The sequence below is a fragment of the Kitasatospora sp. cg17-2 genome, from assembly GCF_054031055.1.
Window position 1 is genome coordinate 9,134,600 of the sequence record NZ_CM132923.1, and the last position, 22,159, is coordinate 9,156,758.

The 22,159-nt window shown below is 75.1% G+C and carries 18 protein-coding genes; 11 read left to right on the top strand and 7 right to left on the bottom strand.

The window, feature by feature from the left end:
* Positions 1-42 precede the first annotated feature (42 nt).
* Both ACW14Y_RS38345 and ACW14Y_RS38350 read left to right on the top strand, forming a co-directional pair.
* Positions 43-861, top strand: coding sequence for an ABC transporter ATP-binding protein (locus ACW14Y_RS38345; RefSeq protein ID WP_456985105.1), 819 nt, complete (start codon positions 43-45; stop codon positions 859-861).
* Positions 861-3,428: an FtsX-like permease family protein gene (locus ACW14Y_RS38350; RefSeq protein ID WP_456988365.1), complete on the top strand. Its 2,568-nt coding sequence runs from the start codon at positions 861-863 to the stop codon at positions 3,426-3,428. The genes ACW14Y_RS38345 and ACW14Y_RS38350 overlap by 1 nt, the downstream gene beginning before the upstream one ends.
* On the opposite strand, the gene ACW14Y_RS38355 is transcribed toward ACW14Y_RS38350, so the two are convergent.
* Positions 3,409-4,404, bottom strand: a complete 996-nt coding sequence (locus ACW14Y_RS38355; RefSeq protein WP_380303584.1) for a LysR family transcriptional regulator — start codon at positions 4,402-4,404, stop codon at positions 3,409-3,411. The two genes, ACW14Y_RS38350 and ACW14Y_RS38355, sit on opposite strands and share 20 nt — an antisense overlap.
* 39 nt (positions 4,405-4,443) lie before the next feature.
* Positions 4,444-5,706: an FAD-dependent monooxygenase gene (locus ACW14Y_RS38360; RefSeq protein WP_456985106.1), complete on the bottom strand. Its 1,263-nt coding sequence runs from the start codon at positions 5,704-5,706 to the stop codon at positions 4,444-4,446.
* Between the two features lie 175 nt (positions 5,707-5,881).
* Here ACW14Y_RS38360 and ACW14Y_RS38365 point away from each other — a divergent pair, with 175 nt between their 5' ends.
* The gene (locus ACW14Y_RS38365; RefSeq protein WP_456985107.1) at positions 5,882-6,805 is read left to right on the top strand and encodes a LysR family transcriptional regulator; all 924 of its coding nucleotides are present in this window, start codon (positions 5,882-5,884) and stop codon (positions 6,803-6,805) included.
* 16 nt (positions 6,806-6,821) lie between these two features.
* Here ACW14Y_RS38365 and ACW14Y_RS38370 read toward each other — a convergent pair whose 3' ends face one another.
* Positions 6,822-7,817, bottom strand: coding sequence for an AraC family transcriptional regulator (locus ACW14Y_RS38370; protein WP_380303578.1), 996 nt, complete (start codon positions 7,815-7,817; stop codon positions 6,822-6,824).
* Positions 7,818-7,975: 158 nt separating this feature from the next.
* Between ACW14Y_RS38370 and ACW14Y_RS38375 the strand changes: the two genes are divergently transcribed.
* The 5 genes from ACW14Y_RS38375 to ACW14Y_RS38395 all read left to right on the top strand — a co-directional run bounded on the left by ACW14Y_RS38375 (position 7,976) and on the right by ACW14Y_RS38395 (position 12,792).
* Complete coding sequence (locus ACW14Y_RS38375) at positions 7,976-8,107, top strand: hypothetical protein (RefSeq protein WP_380303576.1); 132 nt, start codon at positions 7,976-7,978, stop codon at positions 8,105-8,107.
* Positions 8,108-8,321: 214 nt separating this feature from the next.
* The gene (locus ACW14Y_RS38380; protein ID WP_380442108.1) at positions 8,322-9,584 is read left to right on the top strand and encodes a YcaO-like family protein; all 1,263 of its coding nucleotides are present in this window, start codon (positions 8,322-8,324) and stop codon (positions 9,582-9,584) included.
* A gap of 46 nt (positions 9,585-9,630) precedes the next feature.
* Entirely contained in the window at positions 9,631-10,680 is a 1,050-nt protein-coding gene (locus ACW14Y_RS38385) for a GNAT family N-acetyltransferase (protein ID WP_456985108.1), read from the top strand.
* A 118-nt stretch (positions 10,681-10,798) separates the two neighbouring features.
* A complete protein-coding gene (locus ACW14Y_RS38390; RefSeq protein WP_456985109.1) occupies positions 10,799-11,797 on the top strand; it encodes a hypothetical protein in 999 nt (332 codons plus the stop codon).
* Complete coding sequence (locus tag ACW14Y_RS38395) at positions 11,794-12,792, top strand: hypothetical protein (RefSeq protein ID WP_456985110.1); 999 nt, start codon at positions 11,794-11,796, stop codon at positions 12,790-12,792. The genes ACW14Y_RS38390 and ACW14Y_RS38395 overlap by 4 nt, the downstream gene beginning before the upstream one ends.
* Before the next feature lie 67 nt (positions 12,793-12,859).
* Here the strand turns inward: ACW14Y_RS38395 and ACW14Y_RS38400 are convergent, their stop codons facing one another.
* On the bottom strand, positions 12,860-14,215 hold the full coding sequence (locus tag ACW14Y_RS38400; RefSeq protein ID WP_380309850.1) for a hypothetical protein: 1,356 nt from the start codon (positions 14,213-14,215) through the stop codon (positions 12,860-12,862).
* A complete protein-coding gene (locus ACW14Y_RS38405) occupies positions 14,215-15,093 on the bottom strand; it encodes a hypothetical protein (RefSeq protein ID WP_456985111.1) in 879 nt (292 codons plus the stop codon). The genes ACW14Y_RS38400 and ACW14Y_RS38405 overlap by 1 nt, the downstream gene beginning before the upstream one ends.
* A gap of 358 nt (positions 15,094-15,451) precedes the next feature.
* On the opposite strand from ACW14Y_RS38405, the gene ACW14Y_RS38410 reads away from it, so the two are divergent.
* On the top strand, positions 15,452-16,699 hold the full coding sequence (locus tag ACW14Y_RS38410; RefSeq protein ID WP_380309854.1) for an RCC1 domain-containing protein: 1,248 nt from the start codon (positions 15,452-15,454) through the stop codon (positions 16,697-16,699).
* A gap of 50 nt (positions 16,700-16,749) precedes the next feature.
* Entirely contained in the window at positions 16,750-17,985 is a 1,236-nt protein-coding gene (locus ACW14Y_RS38415; protein ID WP_456985112.1) for an RCC1 domain-containing protein, read from the top strand.
* Positions 17,986-18,125: 140 nt separating this feature from the next.
* On the opposite strand, the gene ACW14Y_RS38420 is transcribed toward ACW14Y_RS38415, so the two are convergent.
* Positions 18,126-18,728, bottom strand: a complete 603-nt coding sequence (locus ACW14Y_RS38420) for a dihydrofolate reductase family protein (protein WP_380309858.1) — start codon at positions 18,726-18,728, stop codon at positions 18,126-18,128.
* Positions 18,729-18,732: 4 nt separating this feature from the next.
* Positions 18,733-19,215 carry a GNAT family N-acetyltransferase gene (locus ACW14Y_RS38425; RefSeq protein WP_380394142.1) on the bottom strand — a complete coding sequence of 161 codons (483 nt, stop codon included), beginning with the start codon at positions 19,213-19,215 and terminating at the stop codon, positions 18,733-18,735.
* A gap of 142 nt (positions 19,216-19,357) precedes the next feature.
* On the opposite strand from ACW14Y_RS38425, the gene ACW14Y_RS38430 reads away from it, so the two are divergent.
* Positions 19,358-22,120, top strand: a complete 2,763-nt coding sequence (locus tag ACW14Y_RS38430) for an AAA family ATPase (RefSeq protein WP_456985113.1) — start codon at positions 19,358-19,360, stop codon at positions 22,118-22,120.
* Positions 22,121-22,159: the final 39 nt, after the last annotated feature.

Genomic DNA, 22,159 nt, shown 5'->3' on the forward strand with positions numbered 1-22,159 from the left:
CTAGCGTCGTCGCAGATCGAACACCGAGTTCTGGAGTCTGCGATGCCCACCAGTCACGGCGCCCGTCACGGCACCCGCCCGTCCGCCGATCCCCGGTCCCCGGACGGCGCCCCCGCCCCCGCCCCCACCCCCGGCCCCGCGCTGCGCCTGGAGGGCGTGGTGAAGGACTACGGCCGGGGCGCCCGAGCGGTCCGCGCGCTGGACGGCGTCTCCGTCGACATCGCCCACGGCACGTTCACGGCCGTCATGGGCCCCTCCGGCTCCGGCAAGTCGACCTTCCTGCACTGCGCCGCCGGCCTGGACCGGCCGACCGGCGGCCACGCCGCCATCGGCGGCACCCCGCTGGCGGACCTGGACGAGAACGCGCTGACGGAGCTGCGCCGGCGCCGGGTCGGCTTCGTCTTCCAGGCGTTCAACCTGATCGGGGCCCTGTCGGTGCGGCAGAACGTCGAGCTGCCGCTGCGACTGGCCGGCGAGCGCACGGACCCGGCCTGGTGCGAGGAGATCCTCCGCCGGGTCGGACTCGCCGGCCGGGCCGCCCACCGGCCCGCCGAACTCTCCGGCGGCCAGCAGCAGCGGGTGGCGATCGCCCGCGCCCTGATCACCCGCCCCGACGTCGTCTTCGGCGACGAACCCACCGGTGCCCTGGACACGGTGACGGCCAAGGAGGTCCTCGCCCTGCTGCGCTCCTGCGTCGACGAGGACGGCCGGACGGTGGTCATGGTGACCCACGACCCGGTCGCCGCCTCCTACGCGGACACCGTGCTCTTCCTCGCCGACGGCCGGATCGTCGACCGGATGCCGGCGCCCACCGCCGACCGCGTCGCCGACCGGATGACGCACCTCGGGGCGTGGGCCTGATGCTCCGCTACGCCCTGCAGACCCTGCGCGCCCGACGGGGCGCGTTCACGGGTGCCTTCCTCGCGCTGTTCTGCGCCGCCGCCCTCGTCACGGCCTGCGGCATCCTGCTGGAGACCGGCCTGCGCGGCACGATCGGCACCGAGCGCTACGCCGGCACCCCGGTGCTCGTCGCCGCCGACCAGAACGTCCACCGGGTCACCGTGTCGGGCGGCGGCGGGAAGTCGAAGACCAAGCACAAGGAGAAGCCGCTCGGGGAGCGGGCCTGGCTGCCCGCCGGCACCGTGGACGGACTCCGGGCGCTGCCCGGGGTGCGGGCCGTGCTGCCCGAACTCACCTTCCCCGCCCACGCGGTCGGCGCGGCCGGGCAGGTGCTGGCGGGCGTCGACGGCGGTCCCTCCCTCGGCCACGCCTGGACCTCGGCCCCGCTGACCCCGTTCGCCCTGGTCGCGGGCGCCGCCCCGGCCGGTGCGGACGAGGTCGTCGTCGACCGGGAACTCGCCGGGCGGGCCGGTCTCGCCCCGGGCGCCCGGCTGACGGTCCGGTCGACCGGCGCCCCGCGCGAGTACCGGGTGAGCGGGGTGGCAGCCCCCGCCGACGGCGATCTGCGGCAGCAGACCTCGCTGTTCTTCGCCGACGACGAGGCCGCCCGGCTCGCCGGGCACCCCGGGCTGGTCGCCGCCGTCGGTGTGCTGCCCGAGCCCGGCGTCCCGGTCGCGGAGCTCGCCGCCCGGGTCCGGGCCGTCCTGACCGGCGCGGGCAGCACGGCCCGGGTCGCCACCGGGGACGACCGGGGCCCGGTCGAGTTCCTCGACGCCGCGAAGGCCCGGACCAAGCTGGTGTCGCTGGGCGGTGCCATCGGCGGCACCTCGTTGCTGGTCGCCGTGCTGGTGGTGACGGGCACCTTCGCGCTGGTCGTGCAGCAGCGCCACCGGGAGCTCGCGCTGCTGCGGGCCGTCGCCGCGACTCCCCGGCAGGTCCGCCGGCTGATCGGCCGCGAGGCGGTGCTGGTCGGGCTGCTCGCCGGGCTGCCCGGGGTGTGCGCGGGCCTGCCCGTCGCCGTCTGGCTGTACGGCAGGTTCGTCGCCCTGGGGGCGGTGCCCGAGACGCTGCGGCTCACCCCGGGGTTCCTGCCGTTCCTCGCCGGGTTCGCCGCGACCGCCGCCGGGGCCTGGGCCGCCGCGCGGATCTCGGCGCGCCGGGTCTCCCGCATCCGGCCGGCCGAGGCCCTCGCCGAGGCCGCCGTGGAACGGCCCGGGCTGGGCCGGGGCCGGTCCCTCGCCGGGGTCGGACTGCTGATCGGCGGCGCCGTCCTGCTCGCCGTCCTCTCGACGCTGCACGCCGAGGCCGCCTCGACGCCGGTGACCTTCCTGACCGTCGTCGTCCTCGCCACGGCCGTCTCCCTGCTGGGGCCGCCGCTGGTCAGGGCCGGGGTCGCCGCGCTGTCGCTGCCGCTGCGGGCCTTCCGGGTGGCCGGTCACCTGGCGGCCGCCAACGCCGGCAGCGGCAGCCGGCGGACGGCCGCCGCGGTCACCCCGCTCGCCCTGCTGATCGCCATGGTCGGCACCGTGCTGTTCGTCGGCACCACGACGGACGCCGCCGCCACCGCGCAGGCCAGGGCCGGGACCACCGCGGACTGGGTGGTCGGCTCGACCGCACCGGGGGTGCCCGAGGTGGCGGCCGAGCGGCTGCGCCGGCTGCCGGGGGTCACCGCGGTGACCGGGGTCCTCCGGACCTCGGTCCGGGTCGGTCTGACCAAGTACCCGGCCCAGGCCGTCTCCACCGAGGGCCTCACCCGCACCTGGGACCCCGGCGTCACCGCCGGCAGTCTCGACGGCTTCGGCCCGCGCAGCGTGGCACTGAGCGACACCGCGGCGGCCGACCTGGGCCGCCGGCCGGGCGACCGGCTGGAGCTGACCCTCGGCGACGGCACGGCGGCGGTCCTGGACGTGGTGGCCGTGCACCGGCGCGGTCTGGGCTTCGGGGACGTCACCCTGAGCCGCGAGCTGGTGGCGGGCCATGTCGACAACCCGCTGCCCGCCACCCTGCTCGTCCGTACCTCCGGCGCGGGCGGCCCCGGACGGGACGCGCTGCGGCAGGCCGTGGCGGACCTGCCCGGCGTCGCGGTCCTGGACCGGGACCAGGCGGAGGCCGTCCGGGTCGAGGCGCAGCGGTCCGGCGCCGAGGTCAACTACGTCGCGATGGGCCTGGTCGTCGCCTTCACCGCGATCGCGGTGGTGAACACCCTGGCGATGTCGGTCTCCGCACGGCGCCGGGAGTTCGCGCTGCTGCGGCTGGTGGGCACCACCCGGCGCCAGGTGCTGGCCGTGCTCCGGATCGAGGCCCTGCTGGTGGTGCTGGTCTCGGCGGTGCTCGGCAGCGCGATCGCGCTCGCCGTCCTCACGGCCTACAGCATCGGGACGACCGGGTCCGCCGTGCCCACGATCGACCCGGTGGCGTGCCTCGGTGTGCTGGGCGTCGCGGCGGCCCTGGCCCTGGCGGCCACGCTGGTCCCGGGCCGACGGGCCCTCGCCGGGCGTCCCGCCGACGTCATCGGCGCCCGGGAGTAGCCGCCGGGACCGGGGCGACGGGGTCGGCGCCGACCGGGGCCGGGGCCGGGTCCGGGTCGACGCTGGCCACGCCGGGCGGGGCGAGGGCCGGCGCGACCTCGCGGACGGCGTCGGCGAACGCCCGCACCCGAGGGTCGGCGTCGTCCCGGCAGCGCCACACCAGCCCCTGTTCGACCGGCGGAGCGTCGCCGACCCGGACGAACCGGAGGTCCGGGCGCCGGTAGAGCAGGGGCAGCTGCCCGTCACCGGGCACCATCGCCCGCCCGGCCGCGACCAGGGCCACCGCCTCGGCGTAGGTGCCGCAGGGGTCGCCGTGCCGGGCGATGGCCCGCCCGCCGGGGGTCTGCCGGGGCATGTGGAAGTCGACGAAGTAGCCCGGGACGCAGGCCGGCAGGTCGACGAAGGTCTCGCCGCCGAGGTCCTCCAGCGTCACCGTGCCCCGGTCGGCGAGCCGGTGCCCGGCGGGCAGCACCAGGAAGCGGGGGCCGCGGGTGACGACCGCGCCCACCGTCAGGTCCGGCTCGTCCACCGGGAGCGTGGTCAGCAGCAGGTCGGCGCTCCCGTCCCGCAACTGCTCCGCGTGCTGCTGCAGCTGCGTCTCGACCACCCGGACCGCGCCGCGCGGGTTGCGGTGCTCGAAGACCGTGCGGGCGGCGTGCACCACCCGCCCGTTCTGCGCGCCCATGAACCCCACGGTGAGCGTGCCGGTGACACCGCTGCCGGCCAGCTCGGCGCGTCGCAGTGCCCGCCCGATGCCGTCCCACAGGGGCCGCAGATCGTCCCGCAGGCCCTCCCCGACGGCGGTCAGCGCCACCCGGCGGGAGCTGCGTTCGAACAGCGGGGCGCCGATCCGCCGCTCGATCCGCTTCACCGTCCTGCTGACCAGCCCCGTGGTGACGTGCAGCCGTTCCGCGGTGCGGCCGAAGTGCAGCTCCTCGCAGAGTGTCAGGAAGGTCTCCATCTCGGCGCGTTCCATTGTCGGACTCCCCCCGGATTGTCGGACCGATGGACATGATCATGCCCCACCGGTCGCTCCGGGGGTGGCGGCGGGGACCGTCCAGGACGGGTGGGTGTTGACCTGGGACACGGTGGCCCCGCCGAGCCGCCGGTAGCGGGCCGCGATCCGTTCGGCCAGTCCGGGGGGCAGCGGTCCGGGGTGCTCCTCGGCCCGCGCGATGGTCTGCTCCGGTCCCAGCTCCCGGTTGGCCAGCACGATCGCGTTGACGGTCGGCCGGCGCATCCGGTCGTAGCGGTCGAGCGCGGCCACGACGTCCTCGTCGCGCGCCAGGCACCAGGCCAGCACCCGGCTGTCGACGACGGACTGCGAGCCGCCGTTCATGCCCATGGGGAACATCGGGTGCGCGGCGTCGCCGAGCAGGGTGACCCGGCCGAAGCTCCAGCGCGGCAGGGGATCGCGGTCGGTCATCGGGTACTCGACGATCGCCGGGGAGCGTTCGGCGAGCACCGTGAGGTCGATCCACGGCAGGTTCCAGGACGACAGCGCGGCGCGGGCCTCCGCGACGGGGACCCGGCGGCCCGGGCCGCCCGGGGGCGGGGCGGACGGGCCGTGCCGCACCTCCAGCACCCAGTTCACCAGGGTGTCGGCGGCGGCCGTCGCGCCGTCCCCGATCGGATAGGCGACGAACTTGGCGCCGGGGGTGCCCCCGGCCACCACGACCGTCCGGCCGTCGAGGACCCTCGGGTGCGGTGCGACCCCGCGCCACATGTGGACGCCGTTCCCGTTCGGCGCGCCCTCGTCCGGGTACAGCCGGCGGCGGACCGAGGAGTCGAAACCGTCGGCGCCGACCAGCACGTCGGCGGTGTCGACCACGGGCCGGCCGCTCGCCCGGTCAAGGAACCGGGCGCGGACGCCGTCGGCGTCCTGCTCGAACCCCTGGAACAGTTGGCCGGTACGGACCGAGTCCGGTCCCAGCCGCTCGCGGACCGCCGCCAGGAGCAGCAGTTGCAGGCGGCCGCGGTGCACGGAGTACTGCGGCCAGCGGTAACCGGCGGCCCGTCCCAGCGGTTCCTCCCAGACCGTGCTGCCCGCCCGGTCCCGGTAGCTCAGCCGGTGCGGGGGCAGCGCGACGGCGGCGAGTCCGTGCTCCAGTCCGAGTTCGGCGAGTTCCCGGACGGCGTGCGGCAGCAGGTTGATCCCGACGCCGACCGCCTCGACCTTCCGCGCCGCCTCGTACACCCGGGGCGCGAAGCCGGCGGCGTGCAGGCTCAGGGCACAGGTCAGTCCGGCGATGCCGCCGCCGACGACGGTCACTCTCAACTGTCTGTCCTCGCACTCCGTCGGAGCCGCGGGTCCGGCCGGTACCCCGGTCACCAGCATCGGCACCCCCGCAGCCCGGGTCCAATAGGCCTTGCTGATGGCAGCCGTCACGGCCGCTGATCGCACCCCGGCCGCAACCAGGTCTCCCAGCTGCGGAATTGATAGTTTGTCGGCCATGGAGCTCCGTACGCTCGAATACTTCGTCGCCGTGGCGGAGGAGCGCTCGTTCACCAGGGCGGCGGCCCGCTGCCATGTCGTCCAGCCCGCGATCAGCCAGCAGATCCAGTCCCTGGAGAAGGAGTTGGGGGAGCCGCTGTTCGAACGGCTGCCCCGGCAGGTGGTCCTCACCTCCGGGGGCGCGGCCCTGCTGCCGCACGCCCGGGCCTGTCTGGCCTCGGCCGCGTCGGCCGTACTGGAGTTCGCCGAGCGGTCGGGCCTGCTCGGCGGCTCGTTCGCGCTGGGGACCGTCGGGGGGCTGGAGGGCACCCGCGTCCCCCGGCTGCTGGGGGAGTACCACCGCCGCTACCCCCGGGTCGCGGTGAGTCTGGTCGGGGCGTCGAGCCCCTCGCTGCTGGCCAGGGTCCGCGCCGGGGAGATCGACGCGGCCGTGGTGGCCGGGCCGCCGGACGGCGAACCGGCCGGTGTCGCCTCACGGGTGCTGCTGGAGGACCGGATCGTCGCGGTCCTCCCCGCCGGCAGCCGGCCCGCGGACCGTCCGATGCCGCTCGACGAGGCGGTCCGGGGCCCGGTGATCAGCTACGGCCCCGACAGCGGTGTGCACGCGTTCGTCCGGGCCGCCTTCGCCGCGGCGGACCTGCGGCTGGACATCGCGTACGCGACGAACGACGTCGCTCTCCAGCTCGCGCTGGTCGCGGAGCGGATCGGCATCGCCCTCACCTCCGGCGCGAGCCCGGTGTTGGCCGCCGACCGGCGTTTCGTCGTCGTGCCGCTGGAGCCCGCGGTGCGCCTGCGGAAGGTGTTCGTGTGGCGGGAGGGCGTCCGGCCGAGCGCGCCCCTGCGCGCCTACCTCGACCTGTGGACGGAGCTGTCGGTCCGCCCGCCGTCCGCCGCCGAGCCCGGTGCCGCTGTCGACGGATGACCTCCGGCCGGGCCCGTCACCCCCGGGCGGGGAATTCGGGCGTGGAGCGGGCGGCCTCGCGGTAGTGCCGGGGCGACAGGCCGGTGGCCCGTTTGAAGGCGGTGCTGAAGGCGCTGTCCGAGCCGTAGCCGAGCGAGGCGGCGATGGCGGACAGGGGCGTGTCCGTACGGCGCAGGGTGTGCTGGGCCAGCCGCATCCGGCGCCGCCGCAGGTAGGCGAGCGGCGGGACGCCCGTCAGGTCCTTGAACCGCTGGGCGAAACTGGTGCGCGACATCGTGGCCGCGCGGGCCAGTTCGGCGAGGGTCCAGGGGCGGGCGGGGTCGGCGTGCATCAGGCGCAGGGCGGGCGCGAGGCGCTCGTCGGCCAGCGCGCGCAGCAGTCCGGCCGGGTGGGCGTCGGCGCCGCCGTGGGCGAGCAGGGCGCGCAGGACCTGGACCAGCAGCAGCGGGGCGAGGTGGCCGAGGGCGAAGGAGGCTCCGGGCCGGTCGGCGGAGAGCTCGCCCAGGGCCTGGGCCAGCAGCCAGCGGACGGCGGGCGCCTCGGCGGTGGTCGCGCCGAGGCGCAGTACCGGCGGGAGCGCTCCGGTCAGCAACTCCTCGGCGGCCGGGTCGAGTTCGAGGCAGCAGTCGAGGGTGACGGTGTCCCGGCCCTCGGCCCCGGCGTGCAGGAAGGGTCCGGCCGGGCCCTCGACCGGCGGCGGGGCGTCGGCCGAGGACGTCTCCGGGTCGCTCGCCAGGGTGTACGGGCGGTCGCCGACGAGGACCGCCGCCTCGTCGGCGTCGAGGCGCACGGGCTGCCCGGCACCGTCCACCGAGAGCCAGACGGTGCCCCGCAGGACGGCCCGGACGGTGAGCCTCCCCGGCGCCGGGAAGGCCAGGGCCCAGGCCCCGGCGGCGGTCAGGCAGCGCGGCAGGGTGCAGCGGACGGCGGTGAGTTCGAGGGTCTCGGCGACGAGGTCCCCGCGGAGCGCGGTGCCGGGGGCGGGGACGGGTGACGACCGTGGTGCAGCCATGCGCGGACTTTCGCGCAAGTCGTACGGACGGGCAAGCATTCACACATCGTTGTCAACCGGACACGATCAGTGCTGGGACGTGTGCGCACTTGATCCCGTGCGGACCGGCCCCGGCCGCCGACCGGCGGCCGCAGGACGAATTCCAGGAGGCAGTTGCCATGGGCGGATTCCAGGACCGCGACAAGTTTCACCCGGACGAGGTCGTGCTGTCCGCGACCGAGCAGGGCCTGATCGCCGAGCTCGCCGGCATCGTCCGGTCCGAGCCGGCCGAGTCCACCGACGAGGACTGACCCGGCCCGCGTCCGGTAGGTCCACGACGCCGGTCCGCGGCCGCTCGCACACCGACGGCCGCGGTCCGGCGATCCGGCATGCCCGAGCACGACGCGCCCGCAGCACGACGCGCCCGCAGTACGACGCACACGCAGTACGACGCACACGCAGCACGACTGACCCAGCACGACGCACCCAGCACGACACACATCCGGCACGACAGACGGGACGGCCGTGACCACCACGCACAGCGCACCTCCCCAGGCCGGCGAGCGCGGCCTCGCGCCCCGACAGGCGTTCGCGAAGGCCGCGGCCGCGATCGCCGCCCTCGGCCTGGAAGCCGATCTGGCGCCGATCCTCGACGGCAGCCCCGGCACCTGGCGGTGCGTCCTGCGCCGTGACGGTGTGCCGCTGCGCACCGGCCTCGGCCTCGGCAAGGGCGGCCGGGCGGAGGCGCGGGCGGGCGCTCTGTTCGAGGCGCTGGAGCACCATCTCAGCGGTGTGGAGGGCCTCGACCCCGGCGTCGTCCGGCCGGCGTCCGCGCACCGGCTCGCCGCCGGCCCGCTCGGGCGGGACGTCGCAGTGGCGCTGCTCGCCCAGGCGCCGGACCGGCCGCTCGGCTGCCTGCCGTACCGGTCGTCGCTCGGCGGTCCGGAGGTCGACGTGCCGATCTTCCTCTCCGTGCCCGAGTACCTGCGTCCGGCCGGGGAGAGCCTGCGCCACCTGGTCGGGGACGCCTACGACTACCGGTCGGTGGGCCGCTACTCGGTCAACAACGGCTGGGCCGCCGGGGCCGATCCGGTCGAGGCCGCGGTGCACGCGATCAACGAGCTGATCGAACGCGACGCGCTCTCCCTGCTGCTGATCAACACCTTCCTGCGCGAGCGTCCGCGCCGCCCCGCCGTCGTCGACCCGGCGACGCTGCCGTCCGCGCTCGCCGAGCTGGTGGAGTTCGCCGCGGCGCGCACCGGCCGGCCGGTGCACCTGATCGACATGACCACCGATCTGGCCGTGCCGGCCTATGCGGCCCACCAGAGCGCGCCCCCGGGGCGGCCCGCCCGGATCTGCGGCTGGGGGGCGTCGCTGTCCCGCGAGTACGCGATCTCCCGCGCGGTGAGCGAACTCGTCCAACTGCACAGCACCATGGACCTCCGGGAGCAGTACGCGCACCTGCTGCCCGAGCAGCGCGACGACACCGGGCCCTACCCGGCCCTGCACGCCTGCTACCTGTCGGACTTCACCTCGGCGCTGGCGACGGCCGAGGTCCGGCCGTTCGAGCCGACCGAGGTGCCCGACACCCCGCGCGGTCACCTCGACCGGCTGCTCGGCCTCCTGGCGGAGCGCGGGTTCGCGGTGTACCGGCGCGACCACCACGTCACGCCGCACGTGGCCGTGGTCAATGTGCTGGTGCCCGGCCTGGAACGGTTCATGCTGGTCACCGACGGCCAGGTGGTGGTGCCCGGCGAGCGCGGCCTCGCGGCGGCCCGGAGTGAGTGAGCCGCCGGGCGGGCCAGGGGCGGGTGAGCCGCGCTGGCGACCGCTCGTGCGCGGTGACGCGCCCCGGGTGGCGGCGCTGCTGGCCGCCTGCGAGGCGGCCGACCGGACCGGCGACCGGCGCGGCGCGGAGGAACTGCTCGACGACTGGGCGGCCCCGGGCGTCGACCTGGCCGAGGGCTCCGTCTGCGCCTGGGCGGGGCCGGAGCCGGTGGCGTACGCCGTCACCCGGGCCAGGGAGCGCGCCGACCCCGTGCACGAGATGGTCCTCGATCTCGCGGTGCACCCGGCCCACCGGACGCGGGGCGTACCGGCCCGGCTGCTCGCCGAGTGCCGCCGCGTCGCGGCCCGCCGGCACCGGGAGCGGTTCGGCGACGGCACCCCGCTGGAGCTGCACACCCGGACGCACGGCCGTCAGCGCTGGCTCGCCGAGGCGTTGGACGCCGCCGGCCACCGGCGGGCGCGCGGCTACCGGGGCATGCGGATCGACCTGACGGCCCACGCGCAGACACACGCGCGCACACACGCGCCAGCCGCCGCGCCGCCGCTGCCGCCCGGCAGCGTGCTGGTGCCGTTCGAGGACCGCCACGACGCGGCGCTGCTGACGGCCCGCAACACGATCTTCGCCGGCCACCCGGGTAGCGTCCCGATGACCCCCGCGACCTGGCGCCACGCGGTGACCGGGAACCCGTACTTCCGCCCCGACTGCTCCTTCCTCCTGCTCTCGGCCGACGGCCGGCAGGTGCTCTGCTACCTCCTCACCACCGAGTACCCGACCACCGAGTCCTGCACCGCGGACGGCGGGCGCGAGCTCTACCTCGCCAACGCCGGGACCAGCCCCGAGCTGCACGGCCGGGGCCTCTACCGGGCCGTGATCACCCACACCCTCGCCCACGCGAAGCGACTGGGCTACCGCTGGGCGGTCCTGGACGTCGACGACACCAACACCATGGCGGTCGGCGGCTTCTACGAACGCCTCGGCGCCCGCACGATCCGTACCTGGACGGGCCACGTGCTGTCCGTCCCCGGCGGCTCCGCCCGCGCGGCGCACCCGCCGAACGGCGCACGGGCGGCGGGTGACGGTTCGCCCACGACGTGAGCCTCGCCGAGGATGGGAGGACCGGGCGGGCCGCTGTGCGCCCCGGTGGCCCCCGTCCACGGACGGCGTCGCAGGGCGGCGTCGCGCGGACGATGTTTCACGGATGAGGAGAGTGCCCGTGGTTGCTTCCGCACGCCCGCCCGCACGTCCACCCGGCCCCACGCCTGCGCGGCGGCGCGCCGGCCGCTTCGCCGTCCTGGTCCCCGGGGCGGCCGCGATAGCGGTGCTGCTGCCGCTCGGGGCACCTGGTGCCGCCGCCGCGGCGGCCGGTCCGCCGCCGTTCCCGCTGGCGCGGGCCCTGGACGGGGAGGTGCCGCTGCCCTCGGCCCAGGAGGTCGCGGGGCTGTGCGACGGGGGAGCCGGGTGCAGCTTCCGGATGTACGACCGGGCGCCGCGCGAGTTCGTGAGCGGGGTGCTGTCGGTGGGGAACGCGGCGATCAACTGCACCGACGACCTGATGGAGATCGACCGCACGGTCACCTTCGTCACCAGCAGCACGGACAACATCGGCGGCCAGATCTCCGGGAAGGCCGCGCTGGAGGGCGGGGTGGACACCACCGTGACCGTGTCCGGGTCGGGCACGGTCACGCCGGGGTTCGTCACCGGCACCACCATGAACGGCCCCAACAAGGACAAGGGCCCCACCACCAAGGACGACGTGAAGAACACCACCGAGGTGACCGGGACGGTGTCCGGTTCCAACGCGCTGCACCTCGGGGCCAAGGCGACCTTCGAGTCGGCGTTCCAGGCCACGTTCTCGCGGCAGTGGCAGGCGGTGACCACCGAGACGACCAGGGTGGTGTTCACCGTCGGCAACGGTGACGAGATCCAGTTCGGGGTGGTGAACGCGATGTCGCGGGCGTCCGGTGAGCTGAAGGTGAACAACACCGGGAAGCTGATCAAGGACATCACGGTGGACAGTCCGTCGAGCGTCAACGTCAGCTCGGTGGTGGCCCAGACCTTCTCGGTGCCGGACAAGTGCCTGTCGCTGCGGCCCCCCGGCCGGGCCGTGACGGCGGGACTGGTCGAACTGCCCCCGGAGCGGGCCGAGAGCGCTCGAAGGGCGCCGGACGCGGTGTACGAGCGGACCGCCGCGGGCACCTGGAGGCAGCGGTGACGCGCCGTCGGGGTGGGCCGGTGGCCCGGGTCACGGCGGTCCTGCCGACCGTGCTGGCCGTCCTGGCACTGGGTACCGGCCCCGCCCTCGCGGGCGGTACGACAGCGGACGGTACGACACCGCCCGGACCGGCGACGGACAGTGCCGCTCCGGGCGGTGCGGCTCCGGCCGGTCCGGCCCCGGTCGCCGAGGAGGACGCGCCCGCGCTCGCCCACCGGTGCGGGCAGGACTACGGCTGCTCGTTCCGGGTGCTGCCCGGGCTCGGCCGCGAGTTCACCTCCGCGGTCGCCTCGGTCGGCAACTCCGCGATCAACTGCACCAACCGGCCGATCGACATCTTCCGGACCGTCGTGCTGGAGTCGAGCACCACGGACAACATCGCGGGCGAGATCTCCGGCCGGGCGGCGCTGGAGGGCACGATCGACAACACCACCGACGTCTCCGGCAGCGTCACCGGAAGCAACAAGACCGAGATCACCCACACGGACATCACCGCGCCCAGCGACAAGGGTCCCAACTCGGAGATCTCCAACGGCGCCACGGTGGCGGTCTCCGGCACCGCGACGGGCGCCGCCCAGCTGAAGCTCAGCGCGAAGGCCTCGTTCGAGCTGGCGTTCAAGGCGACCTACTCGCACGAGTGGAAGCGGACCAGCACGGAGACCACCCAGGTCAAGTTCACCGTGAAGGCCGGTGACGAGCTCCAGTTCGGCATGGTGAACGCGATGACGCGTACGGTCGGTGAGTTGACCGTCGGCGGCCTCGGCAAACTCATCAAGAACATCGTCGTCGACAGCCCGTCCTCGGTGAACGTCAGCACGGTCGTGGCGCAGACCTTCAGCGCCAGGGACATCTGTCTGACGCTGCGCCCGCCGGGCCGTTCACTGGGTGGCTCGCCGGACGACGGCCTGGTGGAGGCGGCGCCGCGCACGGACGGCGCCCGGCCCACCGGGCGGTACCGCCTGACGGCCGGGGGAGCGTGGGCCCCGCTGGACTGAGCACTGCCGCATACGTCGGCCGCCCTCCCCTGGGGATCGGGGAGGGCGGCCGACGTACGAGCCGGGCTCAGGGGGCGAGCAGCACCGACCGGGTGGGCACTCCGGCGGGCGGGGCGTCCAGGGTGAGCAGGCGCTTGTCCGTCCCGGCCCCGTTGTCCGGGGTGCCGGCGGTCGGCCGCGCGGAGCCGCAGCGCTGCAGCTCGGTCTCGGTGAGCGGGCCGGACCGCTGGTAGTAGCGGTCCGGGAGGGAGGCCGAGGGGACGTCGAAGACGGCGTCCAGCCGGTACTTGTTGCGGGCGTTGGTGAAGCTGCCGGAGACCCGTTCGCGGGCGGGCTGCACCTCGATCCAGCTCATCTCGCCCGGCTGGATGGTCGGGTTGAGCTGCTTGGTGGTGGTCCGCGACCAGGTGAGCGGGTTACTGGTGTTCACCGCCGCGGAGTTGCCGCCCGCGGTGCTGAACCCGGCGGCGGCCTGGGCGGCCAGATTGGGACGGCTCTGCGAGATGTCGGAGCGGCTGGGGACGAGCGGGGCGCCCTTGAGCGCGTAGTACTGGGTGAGGTTGTCGTACGAGGGCTCGGTGTTCTCCATCCGCCGGTCGTCCACCACGGCGTTGCGGGTGCAGTTGATGTAGACCTCGCCGATGATCCTGGTCTGCCCGTAGTACTGGTAGGAGTAGCGGGGGTCTGCGGTGAACACGCAGTTGGTGGCCGAGCCCTCGCAGTCGTCCACCGCGACGCCCGGCTCCAGCGGGTCGTTGCCCCGGTAGGCCTTGGGGCCGGGCAGTTGCTCCTTGCGGACCTTCTGGTCGACCGGTGCGGGCGTCTGCTTGGCGGTGACATTGGTGATCAGCGGGCCGCAGGAGAGCGAGTTCCGCTGCTCGGCCGAGTCGAAGGACACCATCGGGTTGTCCTCGGTGGCGGTGAACTCGAAGACCCGCCCGCTGGTCCAGTTGGCGGTGCCGACGGTGTCGCTGCCCTTGGTGGTGACCACCGGGTCGGGGGCGGGGCCGGTGGTGATCAGCGAGACGTTGTAGGTCTGGCCGTCCTTCAGCTGCTCGGGTGTGCAGCGGCGGTCCACGCCCGGGCTGTCGTCCCAGGTCAGGGTGACGCTCGACCCGGCCTTCACCCCCCACAGTCGGGTGCGCATGGTCAGCGCGGCACCGTTCCAGTTCAGCGCGGCGGCCTGGTAGCCGCGCGGGTGCTGGGCGAGGGCCTTGCCGAAGACCACGCCGGTGTTGTCGGGGGACCAGTCGGTGTGACCGGCGGCGGTGCCGTTGTCGGGGGCGACGGGCTGGGCGAAGGTGCCGTTGGGCACCTGGACGTCCACGGTGTCGGCGGCGCGGGCGGACGGCGCGGCGGCCGGGGCGGCGACCAGGGCCAGACCCGCCGCTGTAGCGGCCAGGAGCCGGGACCGGCGCGCCATCAGCAGAACCACCAGTCGCTCGGCGGGACGACCGCGTCGCCCGGCTTGACGCCGGCGGTCAGGGCGTTGGGGAGGGCGCACAGGTTCGAGGCCGCGGTGTTCGGGTCCTGGTCGCGGGGGACCTTGCCGAAGTCGTCGACGGCCTGGGTCTCCTTGGCGATGCCGTCCTTCTCCGCCTTGCCGTCACCGGCCACGCCCGCCAGGCAGTTCCGGTCGGTGGCGGGGCACTTCTCGATCTTGGCCTTGTCGGCGGCGAGGTCCTTGCACTGCGCGTTGTCCTTGGCGTCGCCCGAGCAGGGGTCGCTGGAGGCCCCGCCCTGCGGCGGTGCGAGCGGCGGGGCGGTCTGCTTGGCGGCGACATTGGTGATCAGGGGGCCGCAGCCGGGGTGGTCGGCGACGGTCGAGGCGAAGGTGATCAGTGGGGCGTCCTCGGTGGCGGTGAAGGAGTACGTCCGCCCGAGGAACCAGTTCGCCTTGCCCACGGGGTCGTTGGTGCTGAACGCGCCCGGAGTGTTGTTCGCGCCGGCCACGGTGACGGTGTAGGTCCTCCTGGCGGCGCCCTGGCTCACGCAGCTGTCGGGGTTGTCGTCCCAGCTGAGGGTGACCGTGGCGCCGGTGCGGATGCCGGGCAGCCGGCTGCTGAGCGGGGTCGATGTGGGCTGCGGGAGGTAGGCGGCCTGGAAGCCCCGGGGGTGTGCGCTGCGAGGAGCCCCGGTGACACCTCCTCCGCTCGTCCAGCCGGTGGGGGTCCCGGCCCAGGTCTTGTCGGCGGGCACCGTGGGCGAGGAGAACGTCCCGTTCACCACCACCGCCGGCTCGGTGTCCTCCGCGCCCGCCGGAGTCGGGGCCGCCAGCGCCATCGCGGCACTGAGGGTCACGATCAAAAGTCTGGCTCGTTGTCGACGCGGCACGCTCTCTCCCACTGAAGTCGGTGGAATCATAGGGAAGTTGTCATCAGGGATCGTTGTTGATCACAAGTCCCGGCCGCCCATGCTTCGGCAGTCGATCACGCACCGCAACCGCTGACGGTCCGTTAGGGGGAGGTCGAACGATCGGGCTGGGCCAACAAGGTGGAAAGCGGTTCGGAACCGCACGACCGTTCTGATCATTGGGCAGGCATTCTGCTGATCCGATCATCGACCTTCGGCCGCGCGGCCAGGATTCCGCGCGGTCCGACTCGTGCTGTCCGTGCCTCCGGAACCGTCGCGCCCCGACCCCCCCGAACGTGAGGAAGAGATGCACCCGCTGCACCGCAAGCTCCGCCGCCTGCCCGTGACCGCCGTGCCCGCGCTGGTCGCGAGTCTGACCCTGCTGGGCTCCGTCGCCCTGCCGACCTCCGCCGCCTCCGCGTACGACCTGCGGCTGCGCTCCTGGGGGCTGAACACCAGCGGCCAGCTGGGTGACGGCACCAAGACCCAGCGGCTCACCCCGACCTCCGTGGTCGGCCTGTCGGGCGCCGAACTGGCCTCCGTGGCCGCCGGCGGCACCGGTGGCTCCACCGGTTCCGGCTTCGGCCTGGCCCTGCTCGCCAACGGCACCGTGGAGTCCTGGGGCAAGAACGACAAGGGCCAGCTCGGCAACGGCGCCACCAGTGCGACCGACGAATGGGCGGTGCCGAGCCTGGTGGCCGGACTGGGCGGGGTGCAGGCGGTCGCCGCGGGCGGCGCGCACGCCCTGGCGCTGCTGAAGGACGGCACCGTCAAGGCCTGGGGCCTCAACGACAAGAGCCAGCTGGGCGACGGCACCACCACCAACACCAACCTCCCGGTGACGGTGGCCGGCCTGGAGGACGTCAAGGCGATCGCGGCCGGCGACACCTTCAGCATGGCGCTGCTGAAGGACGGCACCGTCAAGACCTGGGGCAACAACGACAAGGGCCAGCTCGGCATCACCCCGAAGGCGGCCAAGGCGACCGACCCCGTGCCCAAGCCCCTGCCCGCGACCCGCACCACGGCCGTCGTGGTGCCCGAACTGACCACCGTCAAGGGCATCACCGCCGGAGCCTCGCACGCGCTCGCACTGCTCGCGGACGGCACCGTGATGACCTGGGGCCTCAACGACAAGGGGCAGTTGGGGGACGACACGATCGTCGACAAGCCCTACCCGGTCCCCGTCCTGGAGCTCAAGAACGTGACCGAGCTCGCCGGCGGCGCCTCGCACAGCCTCGCCCTGCTCCAGGACCGCACCCTGCGCGGCTGGGGCCTGAACGACAAGGGCCAGGTCGGCGACGGCACCACCACCCAGCGCAACACCAGCGTGCCGATCCCCGGCGTCACCGGTGTGGTCGGCATCGCCGCCGGCGCCGCGCACAACCTCGCGGTGCTCTCCGACGGCACCGTCCAGGCCTGGGGTCTCAACGACAAGGGCCAGCTGGGCGACGGCACCACCACCCAGCGCAACACCCCGGTGCAGGTGCTGGCCAAGTCCGGCAGCGTCTCCATGGTCGCGGCGCCGTCCAACGGCAGCTTCAGCCTGGCGCACTGACGACCCGTCGCTCACCCGTCCCCTCCCTCCCGTCAACAGGAAGGCAGCACATGACGAACCCCCGTACCGCGCCGCGAGGCCGGCTGCGCCCGGCCCTCGCCGCGTCGGTGGCCGCGCTGACCGCGCTCGGTCTGGCCGCCGTGCCCGTGGGCAGCGCCCACGCCCAGGAGAAGCGCCTCAAGTCCTGGGGCAACAACCGGTCCGGCCAGCTCGGTGACGGCACCTGGACCGACTTCCGCACCACCGCCACCACGGTGCTCGGGCTGACCAGCGCCGAGGTGGTCAAGATCGCCGCCGGCGGGGCGGGCCCGACCAACGGCCACGGGCTGGCCCTGCTGACGGACCGGACGGTGCAGTCCTGGGGCTCCAACGGCTCCGGCCAGCTCGGCGACGGCTCGGTGTTCAGCCACAACGCCCCCGGCCAGGTGGTCAACCTCTCCAACGCCACCGACATCGCCGCGGGCGGCGCCCACAGCCTCGCCCTGCTCGCCGACCAGACCGTGGTGGCCTGGGGGAAGAACAACTACGGCCAGCTGGGCAACGGCACCAACGCGGACAGCAGCGTGCCGGTCCGGGTCGAGGGCCTGAACAAGGTGATCGCGATCGCGGGCGGCCTCAACCACAGCATCGCCCTGCGCGAGGACGGCACCGTCTGGGCCTGGGGCTACAACATCAACGGACAGCTCGGCGACGGCACGTCCGCCAGCCGCAACGTGCCCTCCCCGGTGACCAATCTGACCGGTGTCACCCGGATCGCCGCCGGCTGCAACCACAACCTCGCGCTGGTCGGCCCGCCGAGCGGCGGCACCAAGCCCACCAGCGGCAACTCCCTGAAGGCCTGGGGCTACAACGCCACCGGGCAGCTCGGCGACAACAGCACCATCAGCCGCTATACCCCGGTCGACACCCAGGGCATCTGGCTCGGCGGCGTCTCCCAGATCGCGGCCGGCTGCAACCACAGCCTCGCCGTGACCGACAGCGACAACCGCCTCAAGGCCTGGGGCCAGAACACCTCCGGCCAGATCGGCGACGGCACCACGGACTACCGGATCACCCCCGTGCCCGTCCCGGACATCAAGGGCGTGCAGTTGGTGAGCGGGGGGCGGGAGCACACCGTCGCCCTGCTCGGCGACAACACCGTCCGCTCCTGGGGCAACAACGGCTCCGGCCAGCTCGCCAACGGCACCACCACCGACAGCAGCACCCCGGTCACCTCGCTCACCGCGCTGACCGGCGTCGACAAGATCGCCGCGCCCGTCGGCGGTGACTTCAGCCTCGCCAACTGAGGCCGGTCGGCAGTTGCTTCGGCCTCGCCGACTGAGGCCCCTCGGCCATGACTTCGGCTTCGGCCGGGTCTTCGCCGACCGATCCCGGCCCGCGGGGCGGTGGACCCTCCGAGAAGTCCGCCGCCCCGCGGGCCGGCCGGTCAGGCCGCGGCCCTCGCGTAAGTGAGGAAGGCCGTGCCGCCGGGCAGCACCGTGTGGTCGGTCAGGGTGAAGGTCCGCGGGCTCACCCCGTCCTTGCCCCTGCCCGCGAACAGCGGTGTGCCCGTCCCGACGGTGACCGGGTTGACCTTGAGGACCAGCTCGTCGATCTCCGGGTAGAGGGCGCCCGCCAGCTCCGCGCCGCCCACCAGCCAGATCCCGCCGCCCGCCTCGGCCTTGAGCTCCCGGACCCGGGCCACCGGGTCGGTGGACACCAGCTCGACGGCCGGGGCCGGCGCCTCGGTGAGGGTGCGGGAGAAGACGAGGTGTCGCAGGTGCGGATAGGCGTCGGCGACGCCGGCGTCCAGGCCCACCTGGTAGGAACGGCGCCCCTCCAGCACGGTGTCGAAGCGGGTGCCCGTCGCCGTGATGCCCAGGGCCTCGCGGGCCGGGCCCGGCAGCGTCTCCGGGTAGTGGGCGACCAGATGCTCCAGATAGTCGGGGGTGACGGTGAAGAACCCGCCGGGCCCGGTCGGGTCGCCCCCGTCGGGACCGGCGATGAACCCGTCCAGGGTCGTGGCCACGAAGTACGTCAGCTTGCGCAAGTGATCAGCCCTCAAGAACGTAGTAGTGAAGGGTCTCGTCGGAGGAGGTCCGACGCAGCCCGGCCTTCTCCAGCACCCGCTGCGAGCCGGTGTTGTCATGCGTGGTGTCGGCCAGCGCCCGCCGGACGCCGCCCTCGGCGAACCCCCGGTGCAGCAGGGCCAGCAGCGCCTCGGTCGCGTAGCCCCGGCCCTCCACCTCGGGCGCGACGCCGTAGCCCAGCCCGACCGTGCCGTCCGCGTCCGGTGGGCCGAAGTAGCCGATCCCGCCGATCACCTGGTCATTGCTCAGCAGCTCGATCAGCTGCGGCTCGAACAGCGGCTCGGTGCGTGGCGCCGCGAGGAACATCCGCGCCACCGCCCGGTCGTCCTCCCGGGGGAAGCCGGGGCTCCAGCCGCTCCCCGGCCGGTCGCCGGCGGCCACCCGCTCGGCTTCCTCGGCGGTGTACGGGCGCAGCCGCAGCCGCGCCGTCTCGATACTGAACGTCATCTTTTCTCCGTGCTCCGGTGCTCGTCCCCGTGGGACCGGTCGAACAGGTACGACGGTAGGCGCGCCGCCCCTACCGGTGAATCGGTCACCATGACCCAACGCGAGGTCCGGGGTCGTACACCCGTCCGGTTAGACTCCCCGGATGCTCTACGGTCGGGCCGCGGAAGAAGGCCAGCTCAGAAGTCTGCTCCGGCGGGCGGCGGAGGGTGCCAGCGGTGCCCTGGTCGTCCACGGCGAGGCCGGTATCGGCAAGACGGCGCTGCTGGATCACCTCGCGGCCGAGGCGACGGGAGCGGCCGCGGCGGCCGGGGACGGCGCCGCCGACGGTGCGTCGGGTGCGGCGGGCGCGGCCGGCCGGGCCACGGCCCGGGTGCTGCGGACGACGGGCATCGAGGCCGAGACCGAACTCCCCTTCGCCGCCCTGCACCAGCTGCTCCGCCCCGCCCTCGACCGGCTCGGCCTGCTGCCGGAGCCCCAGGCCGACGCGCTGCGGGCGGCGTTCGGACTGGCCGCGCCCACCGGCCAGGACCGGTTCCTGACCGGACTCGGCGTGCTGACGCTGCTCTCCGAGTACGCGGGCGAGAGCCCGCTGCTCTGTCTCGTCGACGACGCCCAGTGGGTGGACCGGGCCTCCCTGGACGCCCTGGCCTTCGCCGCCCGGCGGCTGGACTCCGAGGGGGTGGTGATGGTCTTCGCGGTGCGCGAGCCGGTCCCGCTCGGCCTGCCGGAACTGCGGCTCGACGCCCTGGACCGGGAGGCGGTCGCCGCGTTGCTGGCCGAACACGCGGGCGCGGACCTCCCCCCGCACGTACGGGAACGGGTCGCGGCCGAGGCCCGGGGCAACCCGCTGGCCCTGATCGAACTGCCCCGGGCCCTCAGCGAGGAGCAGCGGGCCGGGCTGCTCGGCCCGCTGCCCGCCGCCCCGGCCGACCCGACGCCGGCCAGCCGGGTGACGGCCGCGTTCGGCGACCGCCTGGGCCGGCTGCCGGAGTCCACCAGGGCGGCACTGCTGGTCGCCGCCGCCGACGACATGGGCGACCTGGGCGTGGTGCTGGCCGCCGCCGGGGTCTCGGCGGCCGCGCTCGAACCCGCCGAGACCGCCGGGCTGATCCACCTCGACGGGGCCGTCCTGACGTTCCGCCACCCGCTGGTGCGGGCCGCCGCCTACCGCGGCGCCACCCTGGCCCGCCGGATCGGCGCCCATCTGGCCCTGGCCGAGGTGCTGGTCGGCGCCGAGCACGCCGACCGCCGGGCCTGGCACCGGGCCGCGGCCAGCACCGGCCCGGACGAGGCGGTGGCCCGGGAGCTCGACGCCGCCGCCGAACGGGCCGGCGGCCGCCAGGGGACGGCGAGCGCCTCGGCCGCCCACGAGCGGGCGTCCCAGCTGAGCCCCGACCCGGCCGACCGGCGCCGCCGCCTGGTCGCCGCGGCCCAGGCCGCCGCCGACGCCGGCCAGTTCCGGCGCGTCGCCGCGCTGCTGCGGCGCGGCGGGGAGGACTCCGGCGCCGCAGCCGGGGACGCCCCGGCCGGGAACGCCGCAGCCGAGAACGCCGAACTGGCCCGGGTGCGGGCCGCGCTGGAGCTCAACGAGGGCTCGGCCGTACGCGCGGTCGAGGTGCTGCTCGCGGCCGGGGACGCCGGTCCGACGATCCTCACCGAGGCCTTCCACGCCGCTCAGTCAGCGGGTGATCCGGACCTGGTCGAGCGGGTCCGGGCCCGGGTCGCGGCCGCGCCCGCGGACCACCCCGCCACCCTGATCGCCCTGGCGGCCGTGTACGGCGGCGAGCCGGTGGCGGCGGAGCGGTTCGAGGCGGCGGCGCGCGACCCCGGCACCCTGTTCAGCGAACGCTTCCTCGCCGCCCACGCCGTGCACGCGCTGGCCGACCACGGGCGCGCCCGCGAACTCGCCGAACTGCTGCTCGCCCACTGCCGCTCGCACGGCCTGCTCGGCTGGCAGGCCACCTGCCTGCACCTGCTCGCCGAGGCGCACCTCGCGCTGGGCGAGCTCCGGCCCGCCGCCCGCGCCGCCGAGGAGGGCCTGACCATCGCCGGGTACGCGGGCCTGGACCACCGCGCCTGCTACCTCCGGGCCACGCTCGCCGTCTGCGCGGCCGTCGAGGGCGACGAACCGCGCTGCCGGGAGCTGGCCGGGGCCGCGCTGGACCACGCCCGCGACCACGAACTCGGCACCGCCGCCGCTCAGGCCCGGTACGCCCTCGCCCTCGCCCACCTCGGCGCCGGCGACGCGGCGGCCGCCCTCGCCCACCTCGACGCGGCCGACCGGCACCCCGGCGGACCGCCGGTGCTGAACGCGCCGGTGCTGCCCGAACTCGTGGAGGCCGCGGCCCGCGCGGGCACGGTCCGGCCCGGGGCCGCCGAGCGGCTCGGGCGCTGGGCCGACCAGTGCGGCAGCCCGGCGGCCCACGCCCTGGCCGCCCGGTGCCGGGCCCTCACCACCGACGACGAGGGGGCCGAGGAGTCCTTCCACGCCGCGGCCGCCCACGGCGAACGCGCCGGGGGAGGGCTGGAGCTGGCCCGGACCCGGCTGCTGCACGGCGAGTGGCTGCGCCGGCGGCGGCGCCGCTCCGACGCGCGGCGCGTCCTGCGGGAGGCCCTGGAGGGCTTCGAGAAGGCCGGCGCCCGGCCCTGGGCGGAGCGCGCCCGGGCCGAGCTCCGCGGCACCGGCGAGGTGATCGACGACACCAGCGCCACCGGCGTCCCGCTCGGGCGGCTGACCCCGCAGGAGCGGGAGGTGGTCCGGCTGGCCGCGGCGGGCCGGAGCAACCGCGAGATCGCCGCCCAGCTGTTCCTCAGCCCGCGTACGGTCGGACACCACCTCTACCGGGCGTTCCCGAAGCTCGGCGTCGCCTCCCGCGACCAGCTGGCGGCGGCCCTCGCCGACTGAGGCGACCGACGGCCGTCCCGCGACCGGCCCGCGACCGGC

What these genes read in the sequence shown, in the direction of transcription:
- ACW14Y_RS38350 (WP_456988365.1), top strand. Translation starts at nt 861, where the DNA reads ATGCTCCGCTACGCCCTGCAGACCCTGCGCGCCCGACGGGGCGCGTTC.
- ACW14Y_RS38430 (WP_456985113.1), top strand. Translation starts at nt 19,358, where the DNA reads ATGCTCTACGGTCGGGCCGCGGAAGAAGGCCAGCTCAGAAGTCTGCTC.
- ACW14Y_RS38365 (WP_456985107.1), top strand. Translation starts at nt 5,882, where the DNA reads ATGGAGCTCCGTACGCTCGAATACTTCGTCGCCGTGGCGGAGGAGCGC.
- ACW14Y_RS38370 (WP_380303578.1), bottom strand. Translation starts at nt 7,817, where the DNA reads ATGGCTGCACCACGGTCGTCACCCGTCCCCGCCCCCGGCACCGCGCTC.
- ACW14Y_RS38355 (WP_380303584.1), bottom strand. Translation starts at nt 4,404, where the DNA reads ATGGAACGCGCCGAGATGGAGACCTTCCTGACACTCTGCGAGGAGCTG.
- ACW14Y_RS38410 (WP_380309854.1), top strand. Translation starts at nt 15,452, where the DNA reads ATGCACCCGCTGCACCGCAAGCTCCGCCGCCTGCCCGTGACCGCCGTG.
- ACW14Y_RS38400 (WP_380309850.1), bottom strand. Translation starts at nt 14,215, where the DNA reads ATGGCGCGCCGGTCCCGGCTCCTGGCCGCTACAGCGGCGGGTCTGGCC.
- ACW14Y_RS38375 (WP_380303576.1), top strand. Translation starts at nt 7,976, where the DNA reads ATGGGCGGATTCCAGGACCGCGACAAGTTTCACCCGGACGAGGTCGTG.
- ACW14Y_RS38345 (WP_456985105.1), top strand. Translation starts at nt 43, where the DNA reads ATGCCCACCAGTCACGGCGCCCGTCACGGCACCCGCCCGTCCGCCGAT.
- ACW14Y_RS38425 (WP_380394142.1), bottom strand. Translation starts at nt 19,215, where the DNA reads ATGACGTTCAGTATCGAGACGGCGCGGCTGCGGCTGCGCCCGTACACC.
- ACW14Y_RS38415 (WP_456985112.1), top strand. Translation starts at nt 16,750, where the DNA reads ATGACGAACCCCCGTACCGCGCCGCGAGGCCGGCTGCGCCCGGCCCTC.